16 protein-coding genes are annotated in these 18,919 nt (G+C 63.4%); 8 read left to right on the forward strand and 8 right to left on the reverse strand.

Features of this window, described 5'->3' with window-relative positions:
• The first annotated feature begins 268 nt into the window (after positions 1 to 268).
• A complete protein-coding gene (locus XH92_RS02800; protein WP_194461078.1) occupies positions 269 to 1,405 on the forward strand; it encodes a ring-opening amidohydrolase in 1,137 nt (378 codons plus the stop codon).
• Between the two features lie 28 nt (positions 1,406 to 1,433).
• On the opposite strand, the gene upp (XH92_RS02805) is transcribed toward XH92_RS02800, so the two are convergent.
• The gene (upp, locus tag XH92_RS02805) at positions 1,434 to 2,069 is read right to left on the reverse strand and encodes a uracil phosphoribosyltransferase (RefSeq protein ID WP_194457870.1); all 636 of its coding nucleotides are present in this window, start codon (positions 2,067 to 2,069) and stop codon (positions 1,434 to 1,436) included.
• Between the two features lie 323 nt (positions 2,070 to 2,392).
• Here upp (XH92_RS02805) and XH92_RS02810 point away from each other — a divergent pair, with 323 nt between their 5' ends.
• The 3 genes from XH92_RS02810 to upp (XH92_RS02820) are packed head-to-tail and all read left to right on the forward strand — an operon-like array spanning position 2,393 to position 5,537.
• Positions 2,393 to 3,640, forward strand: coding sequence for a GTP cyclohydrolase II (locus XH92_RS02810; protein WP_194457871.1), 1,248 nt, complete (start codon positions 2,393 to 2,395; stop codon positions 3,638 to 3,640).
• Positions 3,641 to 3,657: 17 nt separating this feature from the next.
• On the forward strand, positions 3,658 to 4,893 hold the full coding sequence (locus XH92_RS02815; RefSeq protein ID WP_194461079.1) for a URC4/urg3 family protein: 1,236 nt from the start codon (positions 3,658 to 3,660) through the stop codon (positions 4,891 to 4,893).
• A gap of 14 nt (positions 4,894 to 4,907) precedes the next feature.
• A complete protein-coding gene (upp, locus tag XH92_RS02820) occupies positions 4,908 to 5,537 on the forward strand; it encodes a uracil phosphoribosyltransferase (protein WP_194457872.1) in 630 nt (209 codons plus the stop codon).
• 33 nt (positions 5,538 to 5,570) lie between these two features.
• Here the strand turns inward: upp (XH92_RS02820) and XH92_RS02825 are convergent, their stop codons facing one another.
• Entirely contained in the window at positions 5,571 to 6,029 is a 459-nt protein-coding gene (locus XH92_RS02825; protein WP_194457873.1) for a dCMP deaminase family protein, read from the reverse strand.
• A 697-nt stretch (positions 6,030 to 6,726) separates the two neighbouring features.
• On the opposite strand from XH92_RS02825, the gene XH92_RS02830 reads away from it, so the two are divergent.
• The 3 genes from XH92_RS02830 to pucL all read left to right on the forward strand — a co-directional run bounded on the left by XH92_RS02830 (position 6,727) and on the right by pucL (position 9,009).
• Positions 6,727 to 7,008, forward strand: coding sequence for a hypothetical protein (locus XH92_RS02830; RefSeq protein WP_194457874.1), 282 nt, complete (start codon positions 6,727 to 6,729; stop codon positions 7,006 to 7,008).
• A gap of 123 nt (positions 7,009 to 7,131) precedes the next feature.
• Positions 7,132 to 8,016, forward strand: coding sequence for a 2-oxo-4-hydroxy-4-carboxy-5-ureidoimidazoline decarboxylase (gene uraD, locus XH92_RS02835; RefSeq protein WP_194457875.1), 885 nt, complete (start codon positions 7,132 to 7,134; stop codon positions 8,014 to 8,016).
• Positions 8,017 to 8,166: 150 nt separating this feature from the next.
• Positions 8,167 to 9,009, forward strand: coding sequence for a factor-independent urate hydroxylase (gene pucL / locus XH92_RS02840; RefSeq protein WP_194457876.1), 843 nt, complete (start codon positions 8,167 to 8,169; stop codon positions 9,007 to 9,009).
• Between the two features lie 17 nt (positions 9,010 to 9,026).
• On the opposite strand, the gene XH92_RS02845 is transcribed toward pucL, so the two are convergent.
• Together XH92_RS02845 and XH92_RS02850 are read right to left on the reverse strand one after the other, a co-directional pair.
• Positions 9,027 to 11,783, reverse strand: a complete 2,757-nt coding sequence (locus XH92_RS02845) for a molybdopterin cofactor-binding domain-containing protein (protein WP_194457877.1) — start codon at positions 11,781 to 11,783, stop codon at positions 9,027 to 9,029.
• Between the two features lie 7 nt (positions 11,784 to 11,790).
• On the reverse strand, positions 11,791 to 12,612 hold the full coding sequence (locus XH92_RS02850) for an FAD binding domain-containing protein (protein ID WP_194457878.1): 822 nt from the start codon (positions 12,610 to 12,612) through the stop codon (positions 11,791 to 11,793).
• Positions 12,613 to 12,738: 126 nt separating this feature from the next.
• On the opposite strand from XH92_RS02850, the gene XH92_RS02855 reads away from it, so the two are divergent.
• Entirely contained in the window at positions 12,739 to 14,088 is a 1,350-nt protein-coding gene (locus XH92_RS02855) for an 8-oxoguanine deaminase (protein ID WP_194457879.1), read from the forward strand.
• An 88-nt stretch (positions 14,089 to 14,176) separates the two neighbouring features.
• On the opposite strand, the gene XH92_RS02860 is transcribed toward XH92_RS02855, so the two are convergent.
• From XH92_RS02860 to XH92_RS02875, 4 genes are all read right to left on the reverse strand, one after another.
• Complete coding sequence (locus XH92_RS02860; protein ID WP_194457880.1) at positions 14,177 to 15,256, reverse strand: BMP family ABC transporter substrate-binding protein; 1,080 nt, start codon at positions 15,254 to 15,256, stop codon at positions 14,177 to 14,179.
• A gap of 78 nt (positions 15,257 to 15,334) precedes the next feature.
• The gene (locus XH92_RS02865) at positions 15,335 to 16,252 is read right to left on the reverse strand and encodes an ABC transporter permease (protein ID WP_194457881.1); all 918 of its coding nucleotides are present in this window, start codon (positions 16,250 to 16,252) and stop codon (positions 15,335 to 15,337) included.
• Positions 16,239 to 17,330, reverse strand: a complete 1,092-nt coding sequence (locus XH92_RS02870) for an ABC transporter permease (RefSeq protein ID WP_194457882.1) — start codon at positions 17,328 to 17,330, stop codon at positions 16,239 to 16,241. Before XH92_RS02870 ends, XH92_RS02865 begins: the two co-directional genes overlap by 14 nt.
• Complete coding sequence (locus XH92_RS02875; protein WP_194457883.1) at positions 17,314 to 18,885, reverse strand: ABC transporter ATP-binding protein; 1,572 nt, start codon at positions 18,883 to 18,885, stop codon at positions 17,314 to 17,316. The genes XH92_RS02870 and XH92_RS02875 overlap by 17 nt, the downstream gene beginning before the upstream one ends.
• Positions 18,886 to 18,919: the final 34 nt, after the last annotated feature.

The raw sequence follows: 18,919 nt of genomic DNA on the forward strand, positions 1-18,919 counted from the left end.
AAAATTGCGACAGATGAGACAGAAACTGGGCAAATCCTGCTGGTCGCCAAGGCCGACCGCGCCATTGCGACCAAAATCGGAGCTCAGTTGTCCCCGTTACCCGGCTTCCGCAGCCGATGCCTGAACGGAAGCGGCTGGGACGTGTTGAAAAGCGTCCCATCGGCAAGACGATCTGATGTGATCAAGGTGTTTCCGCCGCCCGGAGGCATCGACAATCGTTATGGTCGGCCTGACCGTCTCGTCGGCCGAAGAATTGCAAGGGCAGCGTATGCGCACAAAATCGGTCAACGTCGTTCGTATCTCCACCAATGGGCCCGGTGATGTCTCGGGGCTGCTGAGCCTGATCCAGCAAGGCAAGATCGATCCGAGGTCGATCGTCGCGATATTGGGCAAGACCGAAGGCAACGGTGGCGTCAACGATTTCACGCGCGAATACGCCGTGTCAGCGCTCAGTGCCGCCCTGGCTTCCTATGTCGATCTGCCGCCGCAGCGTGTCGAGCAACGGATCGCGTTTGTGATGTCGGGTGGTACGGAAGGTGTGCTCAGCCCACATATCACCGTCTTCACGCGTGACGATGTCGCCGATCGCGGGTCCGAGGCCATTTCCGGCAAGCGCCTCAGCATCGGGATGGCAAATACGCGGGATTTCCTGCCCGAGGAGATCGGGCGCGGCGGGCAGATCAGGGAGACGGCAGGGGCAGTGGCCGCCGCCATGGCCCAAGCTGCGATCGTCGATCCACAGGACGTCCATTTCGTACAGATCAAGTGCCCGCTTCTGACAAGTGACCGCATCGAGGCGGCAATGGCGCGGGGCAATGAGACCGCGACCAACAGCGCATACGGTTCGATGGCGTACTCGCGTGGCGCGTCGGCATTGGGGGTCGCCGTCGCGCTTGGCGAGATCGAGGGCGAGATTGAGGACAAGGATGTCCTTCGGCGGTTCGATCTGTTCTCGTCGGTTGCGTCCACGTCGGCAGGCATCGAGCTGATGCATAATGTGGTCATTGTGCTCGGCAATTCGGCGTCGTCAGCCGCCCCATTCGCGATCGGACACGCCGTGATGCGCGACGCGATCGATTCCGCAGCCGTGGTCGAGGCGTTGAAAAGCGTAGAGCTGCACACCGAGCACGGCTCCAAGCCGTCGAACGCGGCGCGCGAGCTCGTCAACATCTTCGCCAAGGCGGAAGCCGCGCCAAGCGGGTGCATCCGCGGATTTCGTCACATCATGCTCGAAGACACCGACATCAGCTCGACCCGGCACGCCCGCGCGGCGGTCGGCGGATTGATCGGTGGCCTGTCGGGAACAGGCGCCGTCTATGTTTCCGGAGGCGCCGAGCATCAGGGGCCGGCCGGCGGAGGGCCCGTAGCCGTGATCGCCCGGCTGTTGGACGATCAATCCGACTGACGATTGGACTTGTCGTGATACCTTACGTCTACCTTGTGCCGAACATTCTGTCTCCGGCATCGCCCAGGCCCGGCACGATATAGCCGTGATCATTCAGTCTCTCGTCGATGGCAGCAGTCCAGATCGGCACGTCCGGACACTCATTCTGGAATCGGGCGATCCCCTCGGGGGCCGCGAGCAGGCAGACGAACCTGATATCCCGGGCGCCTCGCGATTTGAGCAGACTAACTGCGGCGCAGGCTGAATTTCCCGTCGCAAGCATCGGATCCAGCAGGATCACGATGCGTTCCGACACATCCTGCGGCGCCTTGAAGAAATACTCCACGGCTTGAAGCGTCTGCGGATCCCGGTAAAGGCCGATATGTGCCACGCGCGCCGATGGGACGAGCGCCAGCATCCCGTCGAGAAATCCGACACCCGCCCGCAAGATTGGAGCGAGAGTGAGTTTCTTGCCCGCGATTTTGGGGGCCTTCATCGCGGCGACCGGCGTATCGATGTCGACCATCTCCAGAGGCAAGTCCCGGGTGACCTCATAGCAAAGCAGCATTCCGATCTCGTTCAGAAGCTCGCGAAACCCTTTGGTGGAGCGATCCTTGTCGCGCATCAGCGAGAGCTTGTGCTGGACCAGGGGATGGTTGACGAGGTTCACGCTTTCTTTGCTCATGGGATCGCCCTATCTGCGGTTGCGCGCGCGGAATAGCGTGCAAGTGGCGTGCCCGATTTGCCCGAGATATAGGCACCGATCCCAGCGGCTCACCGCAGGATAGACGGATGACCTTGCCTTTTCCGGCCGCCGATCGCCCCTTCGTTCATGGAATTGGAAACGAGCGGCAGGTCCTGCTCCACGGGTCGTGATAGCGTCGTAAACCTTACCACTAATGCGCCCGTTGTGTTCAGCCGCGATTGGGACATACTGCAGAATCCTTTTGGCTGCCGGTAACCGGGCTTTTTACCCGGCGGACAGGCGCCATGTGTTGGTGCGTAACGATGACTAAATCCAATCGAACCGATCACATCCGGATTACATCCCATCCGGCGCCGGGCGCGAAAATCGAATTCCCGATTCATTGGGGAGCGGCCACGGCGCGTGAACGCGGACCGGTGATTGGGACGGTCTCACGCCCGCAGCAGCGCAATGTCATCGGCACTCATGGCGGCTCCTATTCGATCTATCGGGCGCTGGCGGTCTCGTCGGGCGCGCTCGATCCGATCCGGCGTCCGGATCTGACCAACACGCAACCAGCGGCCACGATTGGGCCATTCCCGCAATGGACGGATCCGAACCGGATCGTCTCGCTTGATCCGTGGGGGCACCTGGCTGCGGAGGCGTTCGCGAAGGAGATCGCGGAAGGCGTCGATATCCGTCCGAGCATCGCGATCACCCGCGCCCGCCTCGACTTGCCCGAATTGCAAGCTGCGATATCAGCCGGTCGGCTGAAGCGCGACGGCGCCGTCGTTCACGAGGGGGGAAGCGTCTCCGTCGTCAAGATCGCGATCGACCCGGTCTGGTATCTGCCGGGAATCGCGGCGCGCTTCGCCACGACTGAAAGCAATCTGCGCAGGCAGTTGTTCGAGCAGACGGCCGGCATGTTTCCGGAACTGGTGACACGACCTGACCTCCATGTGTTCCTGCCGCCGATCGGCGGCACCACGGCCTATCTGTTCGGTGATGTCGCCAAGCTGCCTGACCATCGCACCAGCATCACCTGCCGCGTGCATGACGAATGTAACGGCTCCGACGTGTTCGGCTCGGACATCTGCACCTGCCGCCCATACCTGCTGCACGGCATCGAGGAATGCGTGCGTGCAGGACAGACCGGCGGGCTCGGCATCATCATCTACAACCGCAAGGAAGGCCGCGCCCTCGGCGAGGTAACCAAATTCCTCGTCTACAATGCGCGCAAGCGGCAGGAAGGCGGCGATGCCGCCACGCAGTATTTCGAGCGCACCGAATGCGTTGCGGGTGTACAGGATGCCCGCTTCCAGCAGTTGATGCCGGACGTCGTGCACTGGCTCGGACTGCAGCGCATCGATCGCTTCGTCTCCATGAGCGACATGAAATACGACGCGCTGGTGAGCCAGGGCATCGACATCGTCGAGCGCGTACCGATTCCCGACGACCTGGTGCCGGCCGACGCCCTGGTGGAGATCGCAGCCAAGAAGGCCGCCGGCTACTACTCGCCGGAGGAGCCCACCCAGCGCGACTTCGTCGGCCGTTCTCTCGATAAATATTGAGCGCGGCCATGTCCTCCATGAAGTCCGAGACGGCGGCGGCCCTGTCGTTGCTCAATGCCGGCGCGGTGCGGGAGCGCGCGCAGCGGCTTCTTGCCATCGGACTTGAGGACCAGCTTCCGAACTTCCGCGTCCACCTCGGCCGGATGGACTCGACGGCCGAGCTGGTGGTGCAGACCACACGAGAGGCGTATCCCTCGCTCGACGTGCCGTTTCATTCGCGCTGGCGGCATTTCTCCGTGAATGGTGTCGATCGCTGGGCGCGCCTGGCCGGCCAGGTCGCATGGCCGGATCGCGCGACACGGGCCCGTGCCGAATTCGATCTGGCCATGGTCAGCGTCTTTCTGGACGCCGGCGCCGGGCCGTCATGGCGTTACCGTGACCCGGTGACCGGATTGGCCATTGGCCGTTCGGAAGGATTGGGACTGGCAAGCCTCGCGATGTTCGCAGGTGGCGCATTCTCGTCGGACCCGCGGCAGCCGCTGCGAGTCGATGCCGATGTGCTCGCGAATTTGTCCATGACGGATCTCATCCGCGGCATGCAAGTCTCGGACGCCAATCCGCTGGTCGGCATTGAAGGCCGGGTGAATTTGTTGCGTAGCCTCGGCCGGCTGCTGGCCTCGAAGCCGGCTGTCTTCGGACGCTTCGATACGCCGCGGCCCGGCGGGCTCTTCGACCGGCTGGCATCGGTTGCCGACGATCGCAGGCTTCCAGCCCCTACGATATTGTCGGAACTGCTCAGGGAGTTCGGGCCGATCTGGCCGTCGCGGCTGACGCTCGGCCGAATCGCTCTCGGTGATTGCTGGAAGCATCCGATGCTGACCACCGGGGATGCGACCAGCCAGCTCATGCCGTTGCACAAGCTCTCGCAGTGGCTGGTCTATTCGCTGATCGAGCCGCTGCAGATTGCCGGCATTGCCGTGACCGACATCGACGGGCTGACCGGCCTTGCCGAGTACCGCAACGGCGGTCTCTTCATCGACAATGGCGTGCTGACATTCCGCGACGACAGCGATGCGTTGCGGGAGCACGATGTCGCGTCGCCACTTGTGGTGGAGTGGCGGGGGCTGACGGTGGCGTTGCTCGACCGCGTCGCGGATAATGTGCGCCGGCGCCTGGGGCTCGACGCAACGGCATTGCCGCTGGCGAAAATCCTCGAAGGCGGAACCTGGGCTGCGGGCCGACGGCTGGCGCGCGAACGCCGCGCCGACGCGTCGCCTCCGGTCAAGATCGTCAGCGACGGCACGGTGTTTTAGCGCGGAGACTCGGTATGGAAGGCGTCACGATCGTTAGCCATCCGTTGGTGCAGCACAAGCTGACCCTGCTGCGCAACAAGGACACTTCGACCAAGTCGTTTCGCGAACTCCTCAAGGAGATCGGGATGCTGCTGTGCTACGAGGTGACCCGCGACCTGCCGCTGGCCGATGTCGAGATCGAGACGCCGCTCGCGAAAATGAAGTCGCCGGAGATATCGGGAAAGAAGCTGGTGTTCGCGCCGGTGCTGCGCGCCGGCGTCACCTTTGCGGAGGGCATGCTCGACCTCGTGCCGACTGCGCGCGTCGCCCATATCGGCCTCTATCGCGAACCCGAGACATTCGTGGCCGTGGAGTATTTTTTCAAGGCTCCGAGCGATTTGCACGAGAGACTCGTGATCGTGATTTCCCCGGTGCTGGCGACAGCCAATCTGTCCGTCGCGGCGGTGGATCGGCTGAAGGAGCGCGGTGCCAATGACGTCCGGCTCGTCAGCCTGATCGCCGCGCCCGAAGGGGTCGAACGCATGCGTGGCATTCACCCGGATGTTCCGATCTGGCTTGCGGCGATCGACGAAGGGTTGGACAAAAACGCTTTCATCCTGCCGGGCCTCGGCGATGCGGGTGACCGTGCCTACGGTACGCGATAGTCAAGTCTGGTGGCGTATCGGAAGGCTCCGTGATCAATTCTCTTCTTCGGATACATCCGGCAGCTCGGCGAGCCTCGGTATGAACCGCACCACGACGTTTGCTTCCTTCAGCATCGTGCCGGCAATCGCAAAATCCTGGGCCCAATTCGAATTGGGCTGGTCAGGTTCATAACCAACGACCTCCGATATGCCCGATTGAATGATCGCTTTCGTGCATTCCACGCAGGGAAACCAGGGAACGTAGATCGTGCAACCCTTGAGCGCTATTCCGATGCGTGCCGCATTGAAAATGGCATTCTGCTCGGCATGGCAGCTCCAGATATACTTTGCGCCGGTGATGCGGGAGTGTCGCTCTTCGACCGCATCGTTGACCCCGCGCGGCAAGCTGTTGTAGCCGGTCGAGCGTATTTCATGATCGGGTCCGACCACGACGGCGCCGACCCGGCGTCCCTTTTCAATGCTCCAGTGCGCCAAATGGTGCGCCAGAAGCATGAACCGCTCGTCCCACTTGCTGTCTCGCAATTCGTCCGACCCTGTTACCGGAGGGACAGCATCAAATAGGTGCCAAAGCCAGTCAATAGTCCTGACGCCTCCCGCCGGTACAGTTCGCCGTGGGCCGGCAAATCTCGTTGGCAACACCGACCGGTCCCGGCCGACGCCAGTCGGCCGATGACTCGGCCAAAGGCCGACCGTCGAGAGGGTCGGCCTTTCCGATCGGGTTACAGCGGTCAGTGCCCGGCCGGGGCTGAATAGCCGCCGCGATAATAGCTCGACGTGCCCTCATATCCTTCAGGTGTGGCTCGCGGCCAGGCCGCGTAGGCGTCAAGGTTGCGCGCCGGGGCCTGGGCCTGCGTCGTGACGGTCCGGTGCGGGTTGATGCGATGACGCTCGGCTGCAGTCGCGAACTGAACCAACGCCGTGCTGATGAGAACCGAACTGAGTGCGGTAAGCAGTATTCTGGGCAATGTCGTTTCTCCCTTGCCGATTTTTGTGTTCGAGGGTCAATTCGCTGGCCTTCGAATCTACTTGCTGAACTATGTCTTCACGTACTCGGTCGCGATGGCGGGGGAGTCACGAAGTAGCGAGCAAATTTCTTGGTCACGACTAAATAATCGGCACTGGTGGCCCCGTGTTACCGTGGACTTTGGTAATCCGATCAGCTTCAATAAGGCGTGTTCGAGAGCCGCTCATGAAAAAGGTCCTGGCTGCCCTGCTGTTGCTGACGGCGCCCGCCTGGGCGCAGACCAGGCCGGCGACAGTCAAGCCGGCCGCGAAGCCGGGCACGTTGTTGGCGGACGATTGCGCCCCGATCGGCCGTACCGCGAAGGGCGAACTGGTCTACTCGCTGAAGTGCGAAAACTTGCCTGCGCCGGTTGCTCCACAGGCGGCGGCTCCGGCAGCGCCGCCAGCTGCGGAAGAGCCGGAAGTACGCCGGAGCGGCGTATTCGGTTGGTCTTATGACCGCCGTTAGCAGCGCTTTCTCTTCGCGGAGACGCATGGAATAGTCCTTGCTTTCCTTGTCCTGCAAATGGTTGCAAGGGACCGCGGCCATTCGATAGCTGTGCGCCAAGAGTGCCTTCAGATTGGGTGTTTGATGTCGAGAGCGCTCGCCGAGTTGAACGCCTGCAGCCGCGACGAGTTTGTCGCCGCGCTCGCCAACATCTTCGAGCACTCGCCATGGATCGCGGAGCAGGCCGCCCACAACCGGCCATTCTCCGGCATTGCCGGATTGTTCGCGGCCATGACGGCGGCCGTCGATCGAGCTCCTGCGGAGCTGCGGATGGCGCTCATCAATGCGCATCCCGATCTCGCCAGCAAGACGCAACGTGCCGCGGGGCTGACCGCGGAGTCCAATGCCGAACAGAACAGCGTCGGTCTAGATCGCCTGTCTGATGCGGAATATGAGGCGTTTGAACGCGTCAACACGGCCTACCGCTCGAAATTCGGCTTCCCTTACATCGTCTGCGTGCGTCGGCACACCAAGGACTCGATCCTTCGCGACTTCGCGCGGCGTCTGCCGAATGACCTCGCGACCGAAACGCAAACCTCGATTGACGAGATCTGCCGGATCGCTGCGCTGCGGCTGGACCAGTCGGTGATCGGCGGTGATCGCCTTGCGGTGTCCGGCCGGCTATCGACCCACGTGCTCGACACGAACAGCGGAAAGCCGGCCGCGGGGGTCGCCGTCGAGCTAGTTGAGCTGGCCGAGCTCGGCGTCAGCCGGGTGGTTGCGCGCACGACGACCAATGCAGACGGCCGGACCGACGCGCCGCTTATTGGCGGACGTCCTGTGCCGATCGGAACGTACGAACTCACATTCGGCATCGGCGCGTATTTTGCTGCTCGGGGCGTGCCGCTGGCGGATCCTCCCTTTCTCGATCGCATCACGCTGCGTTTCGCGGTGAGCGAGCCGGAAGGCCATCTGCACGTGCCGCTGCTGGTGACGCCATGGAGCTATGCAACTTATCGCGGAAGCTGAAAGCCGCGGCGCCAGTGGCGAGAATTCCGCCAGGGACGGCCCTTCCGACGAGACCAGCGCCGTCCCGGCTTGCCACTGGCATGAACGTTGCTCCATCCTTCGGAGCCGAGGTAACATTCCCGATAATCGCCAACCTGGTTGGAGACACACGTGCCGCTGATCACGAACAGATACGGTAAGGGCCGGGTCCGCGTGATGCGAGTTCATCGCGAGGGCGACCGGCATGACGTCAGCCAGCTCGACATCAAGGCCATGCTGCAAGGCGAGTTCGCGCGCACCTTCACACACGCGGACAATTCCCTGACCGTGTCGACCGACACGATCAAGAACATTGTCAATGTCGTGGCGCGGGAAAACACCGGGCTTAGCCCGGAGGATTTCTGTCAGGTTCTGGCGCAGAAATATCTCGATACGTACCCGCAGGTCGCCTCGGTGTCGGTCAGCTCGCACGAGACCAGATGGAGGCGGCTGAGCTTCGACGACAAGCCGCATCCGCACAGTTTCGTGCTCGACGGCAATGGCAGGCCGACCGTAGCGGTCGCCGTGGAGCGGGGCGGGCCGATGTCGATTTCGTCGGGCATCGACAATTTCGCCTTCATGAAGTCAACGCAATCCGGCTGGGAGAACTACGTCAAGGATCGCTACACGACGATTCCCCCGACCAACGACCGGATCTGCGCGACCAGCATGGTCGCGACATGGAAATGGTCGGGAAAGCCGGCAGACTATCCCGCCACCAATGCCAGGATCCTCGATACGGTGCTGGAGGTGTTTGCCACGACCTATAGCTGGAGCGTGCAGGACAGTCTCTACCGGATGGGCGAGGCGGCGCTCGCGGCGGTGCCGGAGATCTCCGAGATCAGCATGGCCTGCCCGAACATGCACTTCATCTTGATGAATCTCTCCCCGTTCGGGCTCGACAACAACAACCAGGTCTTCTTGCCGACCGACGAGCCACACGGCCAGATCGAGTGCACCGTGGCCAGGGAATAAGGGCGCAGTTTGAGGTTTCAGACGATTGACTGGCCCGGTTCGTCCGGAGCCCGGCCGAACTTCTCGAGCAGTGCTGGAAACAGGCGGTCAGGCTTGAACGGTGTGCTCGTGAAACGGATGCCGGTCGCATCCGCAATCGCATTGCCCAGCGCTGCCGTGACCGGATTGTAGGGGCTCTCGCTCATCGATTTTGCGCCCATTGGACCAATCGTATCCGACGTCTCGGCGAAATAGACCTCGCAGCGCGGCACGTCGGCAAACGACGGGAGATGATAGTCGCGAAACGTCGGGTTGATCACTTTGCCGCTATCGTCGATGACCAGTTCCTCATAAAGCGCGGCACCGAGCGACTGCGCAACACCGCCTTCGATCTGGCCGCGACACTGCATGGGATTGGCGACGCGGCCGGCATCCGCGGCCTGCACGCTCTTGAGGATACGGACTTCGCCGGTGCCCTTGTTCACGGCAACGCGAAAGCCCTGTACGTTGAATGCAACCGAACGCGGCGTGCCGGCCGAATTGCCGCTGCCGTGAAGCGTTCGTCCACTGGCTCTCGCCGCCCGGGCGAGTTCGAGGAATGACCGGCGTTCCGCGCCGCAGATTGCGGTCTCATTCTCGAGAGTGCAGTCAGCGGCACCGGTGCTGCTCAGCTCGGATGCGAATGTCTTGATCGCGTCGGCTAGGTTCTCTGCGGCCGCTTGCGTCGCTCGCCCGGCGACAAAGGTGCCCGCACTGCCATAAGCGCCGGTGTCGTGGCCGCCCAGCGCAGTATCGGATTGCCGGAGGCTGATGCGATCGACGGTTGTCGCTAACGCCGTCGCTGCGAGCTGTCGATGTACGGTGCTGGTGCCGTTGCCAAACTCGGCGGTTCCTACCGTCAGCTCGAATCCACCGTCGTCGCGGAGCGTGATCGTCGAATCGGAGAGGTGCCCCGCCGGCGGTACGGTGTCGATCATGGTCAGTGCGATGCCCTCGCCGATCAGCCAGTCCTCGGAAAGGGCGTAGCGGGGGCGCTCCGCCGACATCGCGCGCTCGACCAGGTCGATGCATTGGTCGAGCCCGTAAGAGCCGTACCGCACGTCGTGGTAGTCCGACGGCGGTGGTGACAGCATGGGATCGCCGGGCTTGACAATGTTGCGACGACGCATCTCGAAGGGATTAATGCCGAGTTGCTTCGCCAGTTCGTCGATGGCGGCCTCGACGGCAAACAGCGTCTGCGGCAGGCCATAGCCGCGGAAAGCGCCTGAAGGTAACGTGTTGGTATAGGCGGCGATCGCGTCGACCTTCTTGTTCGGGCAGTTGTAGACGCTGATGCATTCGCTGACGGCGTGGAACAGCACGGGCCCCGCGTGATTGCCGTAGGCTCCAGTATTCGAGAGCACGTCGAGCTGCAGCGCAGTCAGCATGCCTCGGCTATCGGCACCGGCCCTGACGATGACGCGCATCGGATGCCGGGTCGACGTCGCGATGAACTGCTCTTCGCGGGTGAACTCGAGCTTGACCGGCCGGCCGGTGGCAATCGCAGCCAGCGCCAGAATATCCTCGACGAACATTTCCTGCTTGCCGCCGAAGCCGCCGCCCACGCGTTCGCAAAACACGCGGACGCTGTCCAGTGGACGATCGAAGATCTGCGCCAGCGATCGCCGCGTCAGGTACGGCACCTGGGTGCTCGAGCGAACGTTCAGGATGCCGTCGGTATCGATCCAGGCAAGCCCGCCGTGGGTTTCCAGCGCTGCATGCTGCACCCGCTGGGTGGTGAATGTGCCCTCATAGGTCGCGGCCGAGATTGCAAGCGCCCCGGCGACATCGCCGAATTCGCCATGGGTTTCGGCGACGATATTGCGCGAGGCGTCGCTGACGCGGTGGATGTCGGCGCTCTTGCCGCCGTGAATAATTGGTGCGTCCGGCGTGATTGCTAACGCCGGATCCGTTACCGCTGGCAAGATGTCGTAGCCGACCTTGAGGCGGCGACAGCCTTCTTCGGCGGCCGCCTCATTTTCGGCGATGACAGCGGCGACCTTCTGTCCGACGAAGCGGACGATGTCGTCAAGCACCCGGGTATCATCCGGATCCATCCACGCCTTTTCGTGCAGCGCCGTCGAGAACAGCCGTTTCGGTGCGTCCTCATGGGTCAAAACCGCATGGACGCCTGGAACCGCAAGTGCCGCCGTCTTGTCGATCGCGACGATCCTGGCGTGTGGGTGCGGCGAGCGCAGCAGCTTGATGTGCAGCAATCCGTCGAGCTGAACGTCGAAGGTGTAACGTGCCGTCCCGCGTACCACGAGCGGACCGGCCGGCGCGGGGAGGCTGCGTCCGAAGGCGCTTCCCGCAGCGGCGTCCTCGACATTCGTCTTGCCGTCGAGCGCATCCTCGATCGAGCGATAGCCGGTGCAACGGCAGATATTGCCTTTCAGCGCCACGCCGAGCTCCTGGCGCTGGGCCTGGTTCAGCGAGGCGCAGGTCAGGATCATGCCCGCAGTGCAGAAGCCGCATTGAAATCCCTGGGCATCCAGAAAGGCTTGCTGCAGCGGATGCGCACGCGTCTCGGACCCGAGGCCTTCGATGGTCGTCACCGCATGTCCGTCGGCGCGGAATGCCGGGATAACGCAGCTATGCACCGGTTCGCCGTCAAGCAGCACGGTGCACGCACCGCAGTCGCCGGCGTCGCAGCCCTTCTTGACGCCGAAATGCCCGAGCTCGCGCAGGAATGTACGCAGGCATTGGCCGGGGCGAGGCGTCTCTGCAAAGATCTTGCCGTTGATGTCGATGCTCATGTGCAACTCATGAGCCGGTCGCGAGTTCGCTGCGGATCTCTTCGGCCAGCCGCAGGGTCATGTGCTTGCGCCACATCGGCCTGCCATGGACGTCGGTGTGGTACATGCCGTCTGCAATTTCCCGCAGGATGGTTGTGCGCAGAGCCTCGGGACCGGGCAGGTCGGCAAAGGAGAGCTGGACCGGCCGTGTCGTGGAAGCCGTTATCGTCAGCCGCAGCGCGTCATTGCTATCCACGCTTCCGATGAGGAGCGCCGCGGAGCGGCCGACCGGCGTCAGGGATATCTGGCGAAAGACCGAGCGCCGTCGCAGCGCCGCAAGTGGAATATCGATCTGGCGCAACAGATCGCCGCTCGTGAGCACGTTCCGCCGATTGCCGGTGACAAAATCGGCGACCGGAACCTGGTATTCGCCGCCGTCCGCGCGCCACACCGTACAGACGCCGCCGAGCGCCGACGTCAGTGCGATCATCGGCCCGGCCGGAAGCGACATGCAGATATTGCCGCCGACCGTCGCGGTCTTCCAGATCTTGAAGGAAGCGAGGAAGGCGCGGCAGCATTGGCCGATCAGCGGGGCCGCGATCCAGTCCGGCGGGCAGGCGAAGCTGTCGAGTTGCGCCACCGTGCAGGTTGCCGCGATGCCGAGGCGATCATCGTCGACGGTCAGCGCGGGCCATTTGAGGTCGGTCAGGTCGATCAGGCGATTGAGATCCGTCTGCGGCTCGGAAAACAGCCAGGTGCCGCCCGCAAGCCACGCATCGCCTGCCGTCCAAACGGGCAATTGAGCCCGCGTCCGCGGCCGAACGACGTCTCTGATCGTGTTCAAATCCATCGCGATTCCAGCGCCTTCTCCGTGTTATGTGTTCGGGCAGGAACTCCTGCAAGACTGACGCCAATTGTGGGGCGATCCTTGCAAGCGAAAGGCAAGGCCCGGCAGTCGGAGATGATGGTTGGAATCATGGCTCAAGCGCAACCGATCTGGATCAAGGATCCACTTTCCATCCTGGCCGATGGGGCCGAACGCGGCGTCGTGATCCAGGATGGCAAAATCGTTGAACTGGTCGGCCGCGGTCGCGAGGCCGCGACCGCCGATATAACGGTCTTCGACGCCAGCGCCCATGTCGTGCTGCCTGGCCTGATCAACACCCATCATCATTTCTACCAGACTCTGACGCGCGCCGTTCCGGCTGCGCTCGATCGCGAGCTCTTTCCCTGGCTTCAGGCACTCTATCCGGTGTGGGCGAGGCTGACGCCGGACGCCTTGTCGCTCGGCGTCACCGTGGCGATGTCGGAATTGCTGCTGTCGGGCTGCACCACCACCACCGACCATCATTACGTGTTCCCCGCCGGGCTGGAGCATGCCATCGACATCGAGGTCGAGGTGGCCAGACGGCTCGGCTTGCGCGTGTTGCTGACGCGCGGCTCGATGAACCTGTCGCAGCGCGATGGTGGCCTGCCGCCCGACAGCGTGGTTCAGGATGAAGACACCATCCTGGCCGACAGCGAGCGGGTCGTCGCCCGGCACCACCAGCGCGGCGCGGACGCGATGGTGCAGATTGCGCTGGCGCCATGTTCGCCGTTCTCGGTGACCACCTCGTTGATGCGCCGGACCGCCGAGCTTGCCGGCAAGCTCGACGTTCGCCTGCACACCCATCTTGCGGAGACGGAGGACGAGAACAGATTCTGTCAGGAGACCTACCGTTGTCGTCCGCTGGATTATCTCGAGCAATGCGGTTGGCTCAATTCACGCACCTGGCTTGCGCACGGCATCCATTTCGCCCCGGAGGAAATGGTGCGGCTTGGCAAGGCCGGGATGACGGTCAGCCATTGCGCCTGCAGCAACCAGGTCCTCGCCTCAGGTTGCTGCCCGGTCTGCGAAATGGAGGAGGCCGGTGTCGGAATTGGGCTCGGTGTCGATGGCTCCGCCTCCAACGACGAGTCGAACCTGATGCAGGAGGTGCGCGCGGCCTTCCTGGTGCAGCGGGCGCGCTATGGCGTCAATCGCGTCAGTCACATCGACGCGCTGCGATGGGCGACCAAGGGATCCGCAGCCTGCGTCGGGCGGCCCGAGCTCGGTGAAATCGCGGTCGGCAAGGCGGCCGATCTCGCGCTCTTCAAGCTCGACGAACTGCGCTTCTCCGGGCACGGCGACCCGCTCGCGGCGCTTGTGCTGTGCGGGGCGCACCGTGCCGACCGCGTCATGGTCGGCGGCCGCTGGACCGTCATTGACGGGGCGATTCCCGGGCTCGACGTCGCCGATCTGATGCGCCGGCATAATGCCGCCGCCCGCGCCATTCAGGCCGGTTAGGTTACGGCGCAAGCGGCGCCTCGTCGACCGTCAGGCCAACTTGACCCTCCCCCGCAAGAGGGGAGGGTCCTCTCGGAGCGGCGATCGCTCACTTGCCGGGAAGCTTGTCGTCGATGCCCTTGACGTAGAAGTTCATGCCGAGGATCTGGTCATCCGCCAGATGATCGCCGCCCTTGCACTCGATCTCCTTGCCGTCCTGCGCGACGACGGGGCACTTGAACGGATGCAGCTTGCCGGCGGCGATGGCCGCCTGGGTGTCCTCCGCCGTCTTCTTCACGTCGTCAGGCATGTTGGTGTAGGGCGCCATTTCGAACATCTTGGTCTCGAGGCCGCCCCAGGTATCGCCGGATTTCCAGGTGCCGTCGAGCTCCGCCTTCACCCGCTCGATATAATAGGGTGCCCACGTGTCGAGGATCGAGGTCAGTTGCGCCTTCGGGCCGAACTTGACCATTTCGGAGTCCTGGCCGAATGCGAGCTTGCCGCGCTCGCCTGCGATCTGCATCGCGGCTGGCGAGTCGGTGTGCTGCATGATGATGTCGGCGCCCTGATCGAGCAGCGCCTTCGCAGCATCGGCTTCCTTGCCGGGATCAAACCACGAGTTCACCCAGATGATCTTCACCTTGATGGCGGGATTGACGGTCTGCGCGCCGATCATCGTCGCGTTGATGCCCGAGACGACTTCGGGAATCGGGAACGAACCGATATAGCCGAGTACGCCAGCCTTGGACATCTTGGCTGCGATCTCTCCCTGGATGTAGCGGCCCTGGTACCAGCGCGCCGAATAGGTCGACATGTTCTTGTCGCGCTTGTAGCCGGAGCAATGCTCGAAATGCACGTTGGGATACTTCTTCGCCACCTTCAGCGTGGGATCCATGTAGCCGAATGACGTGGTGAAGATCAGCTTGTTGCCGGCGCGGACGAGCTGCTCGACAGCGCGCTCCGCGTCCGGACCTTCGGGAACGTTTTCGAGAAAGGTTGTCTCGATCTTGTCGCCGAACTCCTTCACCACGGCCTGCCGGGCAAGCTCGTGCTGATAGGTCCAGCCGAGATCGCCGACCGGCCCGAGATAGATGAATCCGACCTTCAGCTTGTCAGCGGCGACCGCGCTGCTCGTGATGCCTCCGGCCAGCAGAAGTGCGGCGGCGGCCGCAAGCAAATTCCTCTTCATCGTGATGTCCTCCAACAGTGGGGTGAACAACAATTTTTGGACGGCGCCCCCCAATCGCGCCGGTCCGGAAATCCAATGTCAGCGATCGGGAACGAAGACGGTGCCGAGTGCTGCAGGCGCGGTTGAACCGCCGGTTCGCGCGCGCGACAGCAGCACCAGCACGATCACGGTTGCGAGGTAGGGCAGCGACGACATGAACTGGGACGGAATGCCGATTCCGGCGCCCTGTGCATGCAGCTGCAGGATCGTCACCGCGCCGAACAGATAGGCTCCGATTACCAGCCGGCCGGGCCGCCAGGAGGCAAACACGGTCAGCGCGAGCGCGATCCAGCCGCGGCCTGCGGTCATGCCCGGGATGAAGAAAGGCGTGTAGGCGAGCGGCAAATAGGCGCCGGCGAGCCCGGCGCAGGCGCCGCCGAACATCACGGCGTACATCCGGATCCTCAGGACAGGATAACCCAGCGCATGGGCCGACACGTGGTTGTCGCCGCAGGCACGCACGATGAGCCCGGCCCGCGTCCGGTACAGAAACCACCAGACCGCCGCGATCAGCGCCAGCGAGAGATAAACGAATCCGTCCTCGCCGAACAGAATGCGGCCAATCAGCGGAATGTTGGTGATGAAGGGGATATAGAGATGGGGGGCCGGTGTGATCCGCTCGCCGACGAAGCCGGCGCCGATCAATCCCGACAGACCGATGCCGAATATGGTGAGCGCCAAGCCGGTGGCGACCTGATTGACCGCTAGCCCGAGTGCCATTCCGGCGAACAGCAGCGACATCAGCGTACCGGCGATCATTCCGCAGAGCGCCCCGACGATGATCGAACCGGTCAACCATGCGCCGCCAAAGCCGCAGGCCGCGCCGACGATCATCATTCCCTCGACGCCGAGATTGAGCACGCCAGAGCGTTCGGTCACCAGCTCGCCTGTTGCCGCCAGCAACAGCGGCGTCGATGCCGCCAAGACCGACAGGATGATCGCTTCAATGAGTTCCACGCGCGACCTGCGGAGACGAGGAGATGATGCGGAAGCGATAGAGAATGAGGGAATCGCAGGCGAGCACGTAGAACAGCAGGACTCCCTGGAAAACCTTGGTGACGTCCAACGGGATTTTCATGGCAATCTGCGCCTGCTCGCCGCCGATGAAGGTGAGTGCGAGAAACAGCCCTGCAATTAGTATTCCAACCGGATTCAATCGTCCGAGGAATGCAACGATAATCGCGGTGAAGCCGTAACCTGGCGAGATGCCGGGCTGGAGATGACCGACGGGCCCCGCGACCTCGATGATCCCGGCCAGCCCCGAGAGCGCCCCAGAGATTGCAAATGTCAGCAGGATCAGCTGGTTGGCATTGAATCCACCGAATCGAGCCGCACGGGGCGCAGCCCCCACAACGCGGATTTCGAAACCCTTGATCGTCTTGCCGAGCAGCACGGCGCCGGCGGCGACCACGATGAGCGCGAGGATCGAGCCGAGATGCAGCCGACCTCCCTCGATCAGCGTCGGCACCGTCGCGACTGGGTCGAACTCGGCCGTGGTCGGGAAGTTGAAGCCTTGCGGATCACGCCAGGGCCCGCGCACCAGATAGTCGAGCAGCAGGTCCGCCACATAGACCAGCATCAGCGAGGTCAGGATCTCGCTGGCGCCGAACCTGACCTTGCAGATGGCAGGGATCAGCGCGTACAGCGCGCCTGCGATAGCGCCGAACAGCAGCATGGCCGGCAGCACCCAGTGGCCCGCCTCGGTGCCCTGCGTCTTCACCGCGATCCAGCTTCCGGCGACCGCGCCCATCAGGAATTGTCCCTCGGCGCCGATGTTCCAGGCATTGGCGAGATAGCAAAGCGACAGGCCGATCGCGATCATCACCAGTGGTGTCGCCTTCACCGCGATCTCCTGCAGCGAGTAGCCGTCGGCGAGCGGCGCGATGAAATAAACATAGAGCGCCAGGATCGGATTCTTGCCCATGACCGCGAACAGGATCGTCATGGTCACGATGGTGAGCCCGATCGCGATAAGGGGCGAGATCAGCGCAACGGTCCTGGACCGCTCGGCGCGTTTCTCAAGTACCAGCTGCATGCGCCTGCTCCGTTGCCTCGAGGCTGCTTCCGCCCATCAGCAGGCCGAGCTTCTCGCGGCTTGCTTCCGCGGTCGGCAGCGGCTCCGACAAACGACCGTGAAACATCACCGCAATGCGGTCCGAAATTTCGATGAGCTCGTCGAGATCCTGGCTTGTCACCAGCACGGCGGCGCCGCCGGCGGCGAGATCGAGCAGCGCCTGGCGGATCACCGCGGCCGCGCCGGCATCGACGCCCCAGGTCGGCTGGTTGACGACCAGCACGGCCGGATTGCGCAGGATCTCGCGGCCGACGATGAACTTCTGGAGGTTGCCACCGGAAAGGCTCGCGGCCTCCGGATCGCGCTTCGCCTTGCGCACGTCGAAGGTCTCGGTCGTTCGATCGACGGCGTTCAGCGTGGCGGCGGTGTTGACGAAGCCGTGCAGCACCATGTTGCCGGCGACGTGGCCGGTGAGCAGCGCATTCTCCGAGAGCCGCATGCGCGGCGCGGTTCCGTGGCCGAGCCGCTCCTCGGGGACAAAGGCTGCCCCGAGCTTGCGCCGCCGGCTGATCGAGAGGTGTCCCGCGGCGATTCCCTCGATGACGACAGTGCCGGGGTCCCTGGCCAGCCGCTCGCCCGAAAGTGCCGCGAACAACTCGTCCTGTCCGTTCCCGGCGACGCCTGCAATTCCCAGGATTTCACCACCCCTGAGCTCAAGCGAAATTCCCTTGAGGTGCACGCCATGGGGATCGTCGGGTTCGAGGTTGAGATCGATGATCACGAGCCGCGGCACGGTGATCTCGCGGGTCGCCGCCGGCTTCACCTCCTTGATCTCGGTGCCGACCATCATGCGGGCGAGCGAGGCGGCGGTCTCCGCCTTGGGATTGCAGGTCGCGACCTTCTTGCCGTTGCGCAGGATGGTGGCGGTGTCGCACAGCCGCTTCACCTCTTCCAGCTTGTGGCTGATGTAGAGAATGGCGCGTCCTTCGCTCTTCAGGCGCTCCAGCACGACGAAAAGCTGGTCCGCCTCCTGCGGCGTCAGCACCGCGGTGGGCTCGTCCAGGATCAGGAATTTCGGATCCTGCATCAGCGCACGGACGATCTCGATGCGCTGGCGCTCTCCGACCGAGAGCTGCCAGACCTCGCGCTTCGGATCGAGCGGAAGCCCGTAACTGTGGGACACCCGCTCGAGCCGCGCGGAGATTTCCTTGAACGATTCCTTGCCATCAAGCCCGAGCGCGACGTTCTCTGCGACAGTGAGGTTGTCGAACAGCGAGAAGTGCTGGAACACCATGCCGATGCCGCGCGCGCGAGCCTGCGAAGGGCCGGACAAGACCATGCTTCGGCCTTCCCAGCGCAATTCGCCTTCGCTCGGTTGAACCAGACCGTAGATGGTCTTGACGAGAGTGGATTTGCCGGCGCCGTTCTCGCCGAGCAATGCATGGATCTGCTGCGGCCAGATATCGAGATCGATCCTGTCGTTGGCGAGAAACGTACCGTACCGCTTGGTCAGGGTGACCGTTTGCAACAGCGGCGTGGCACTTGTGTGCTGCCCGGCGGATGTCGTGTCTCGCATCCAAGGATATCGCCTGCGTCAGGAGAGGGAGTGG

Origin of the sequence: Bradyrhizobium sp. CCBAU 53421 (assembly GCF_015291625.1) — a bacterium.
Taxonomy (GTDB): domain Bacteria; phylum Pseudomonadota; class Alphaproteobacteria; order Rhizobiales; family Xanthobacteraceae; genus Bradyrhizobium.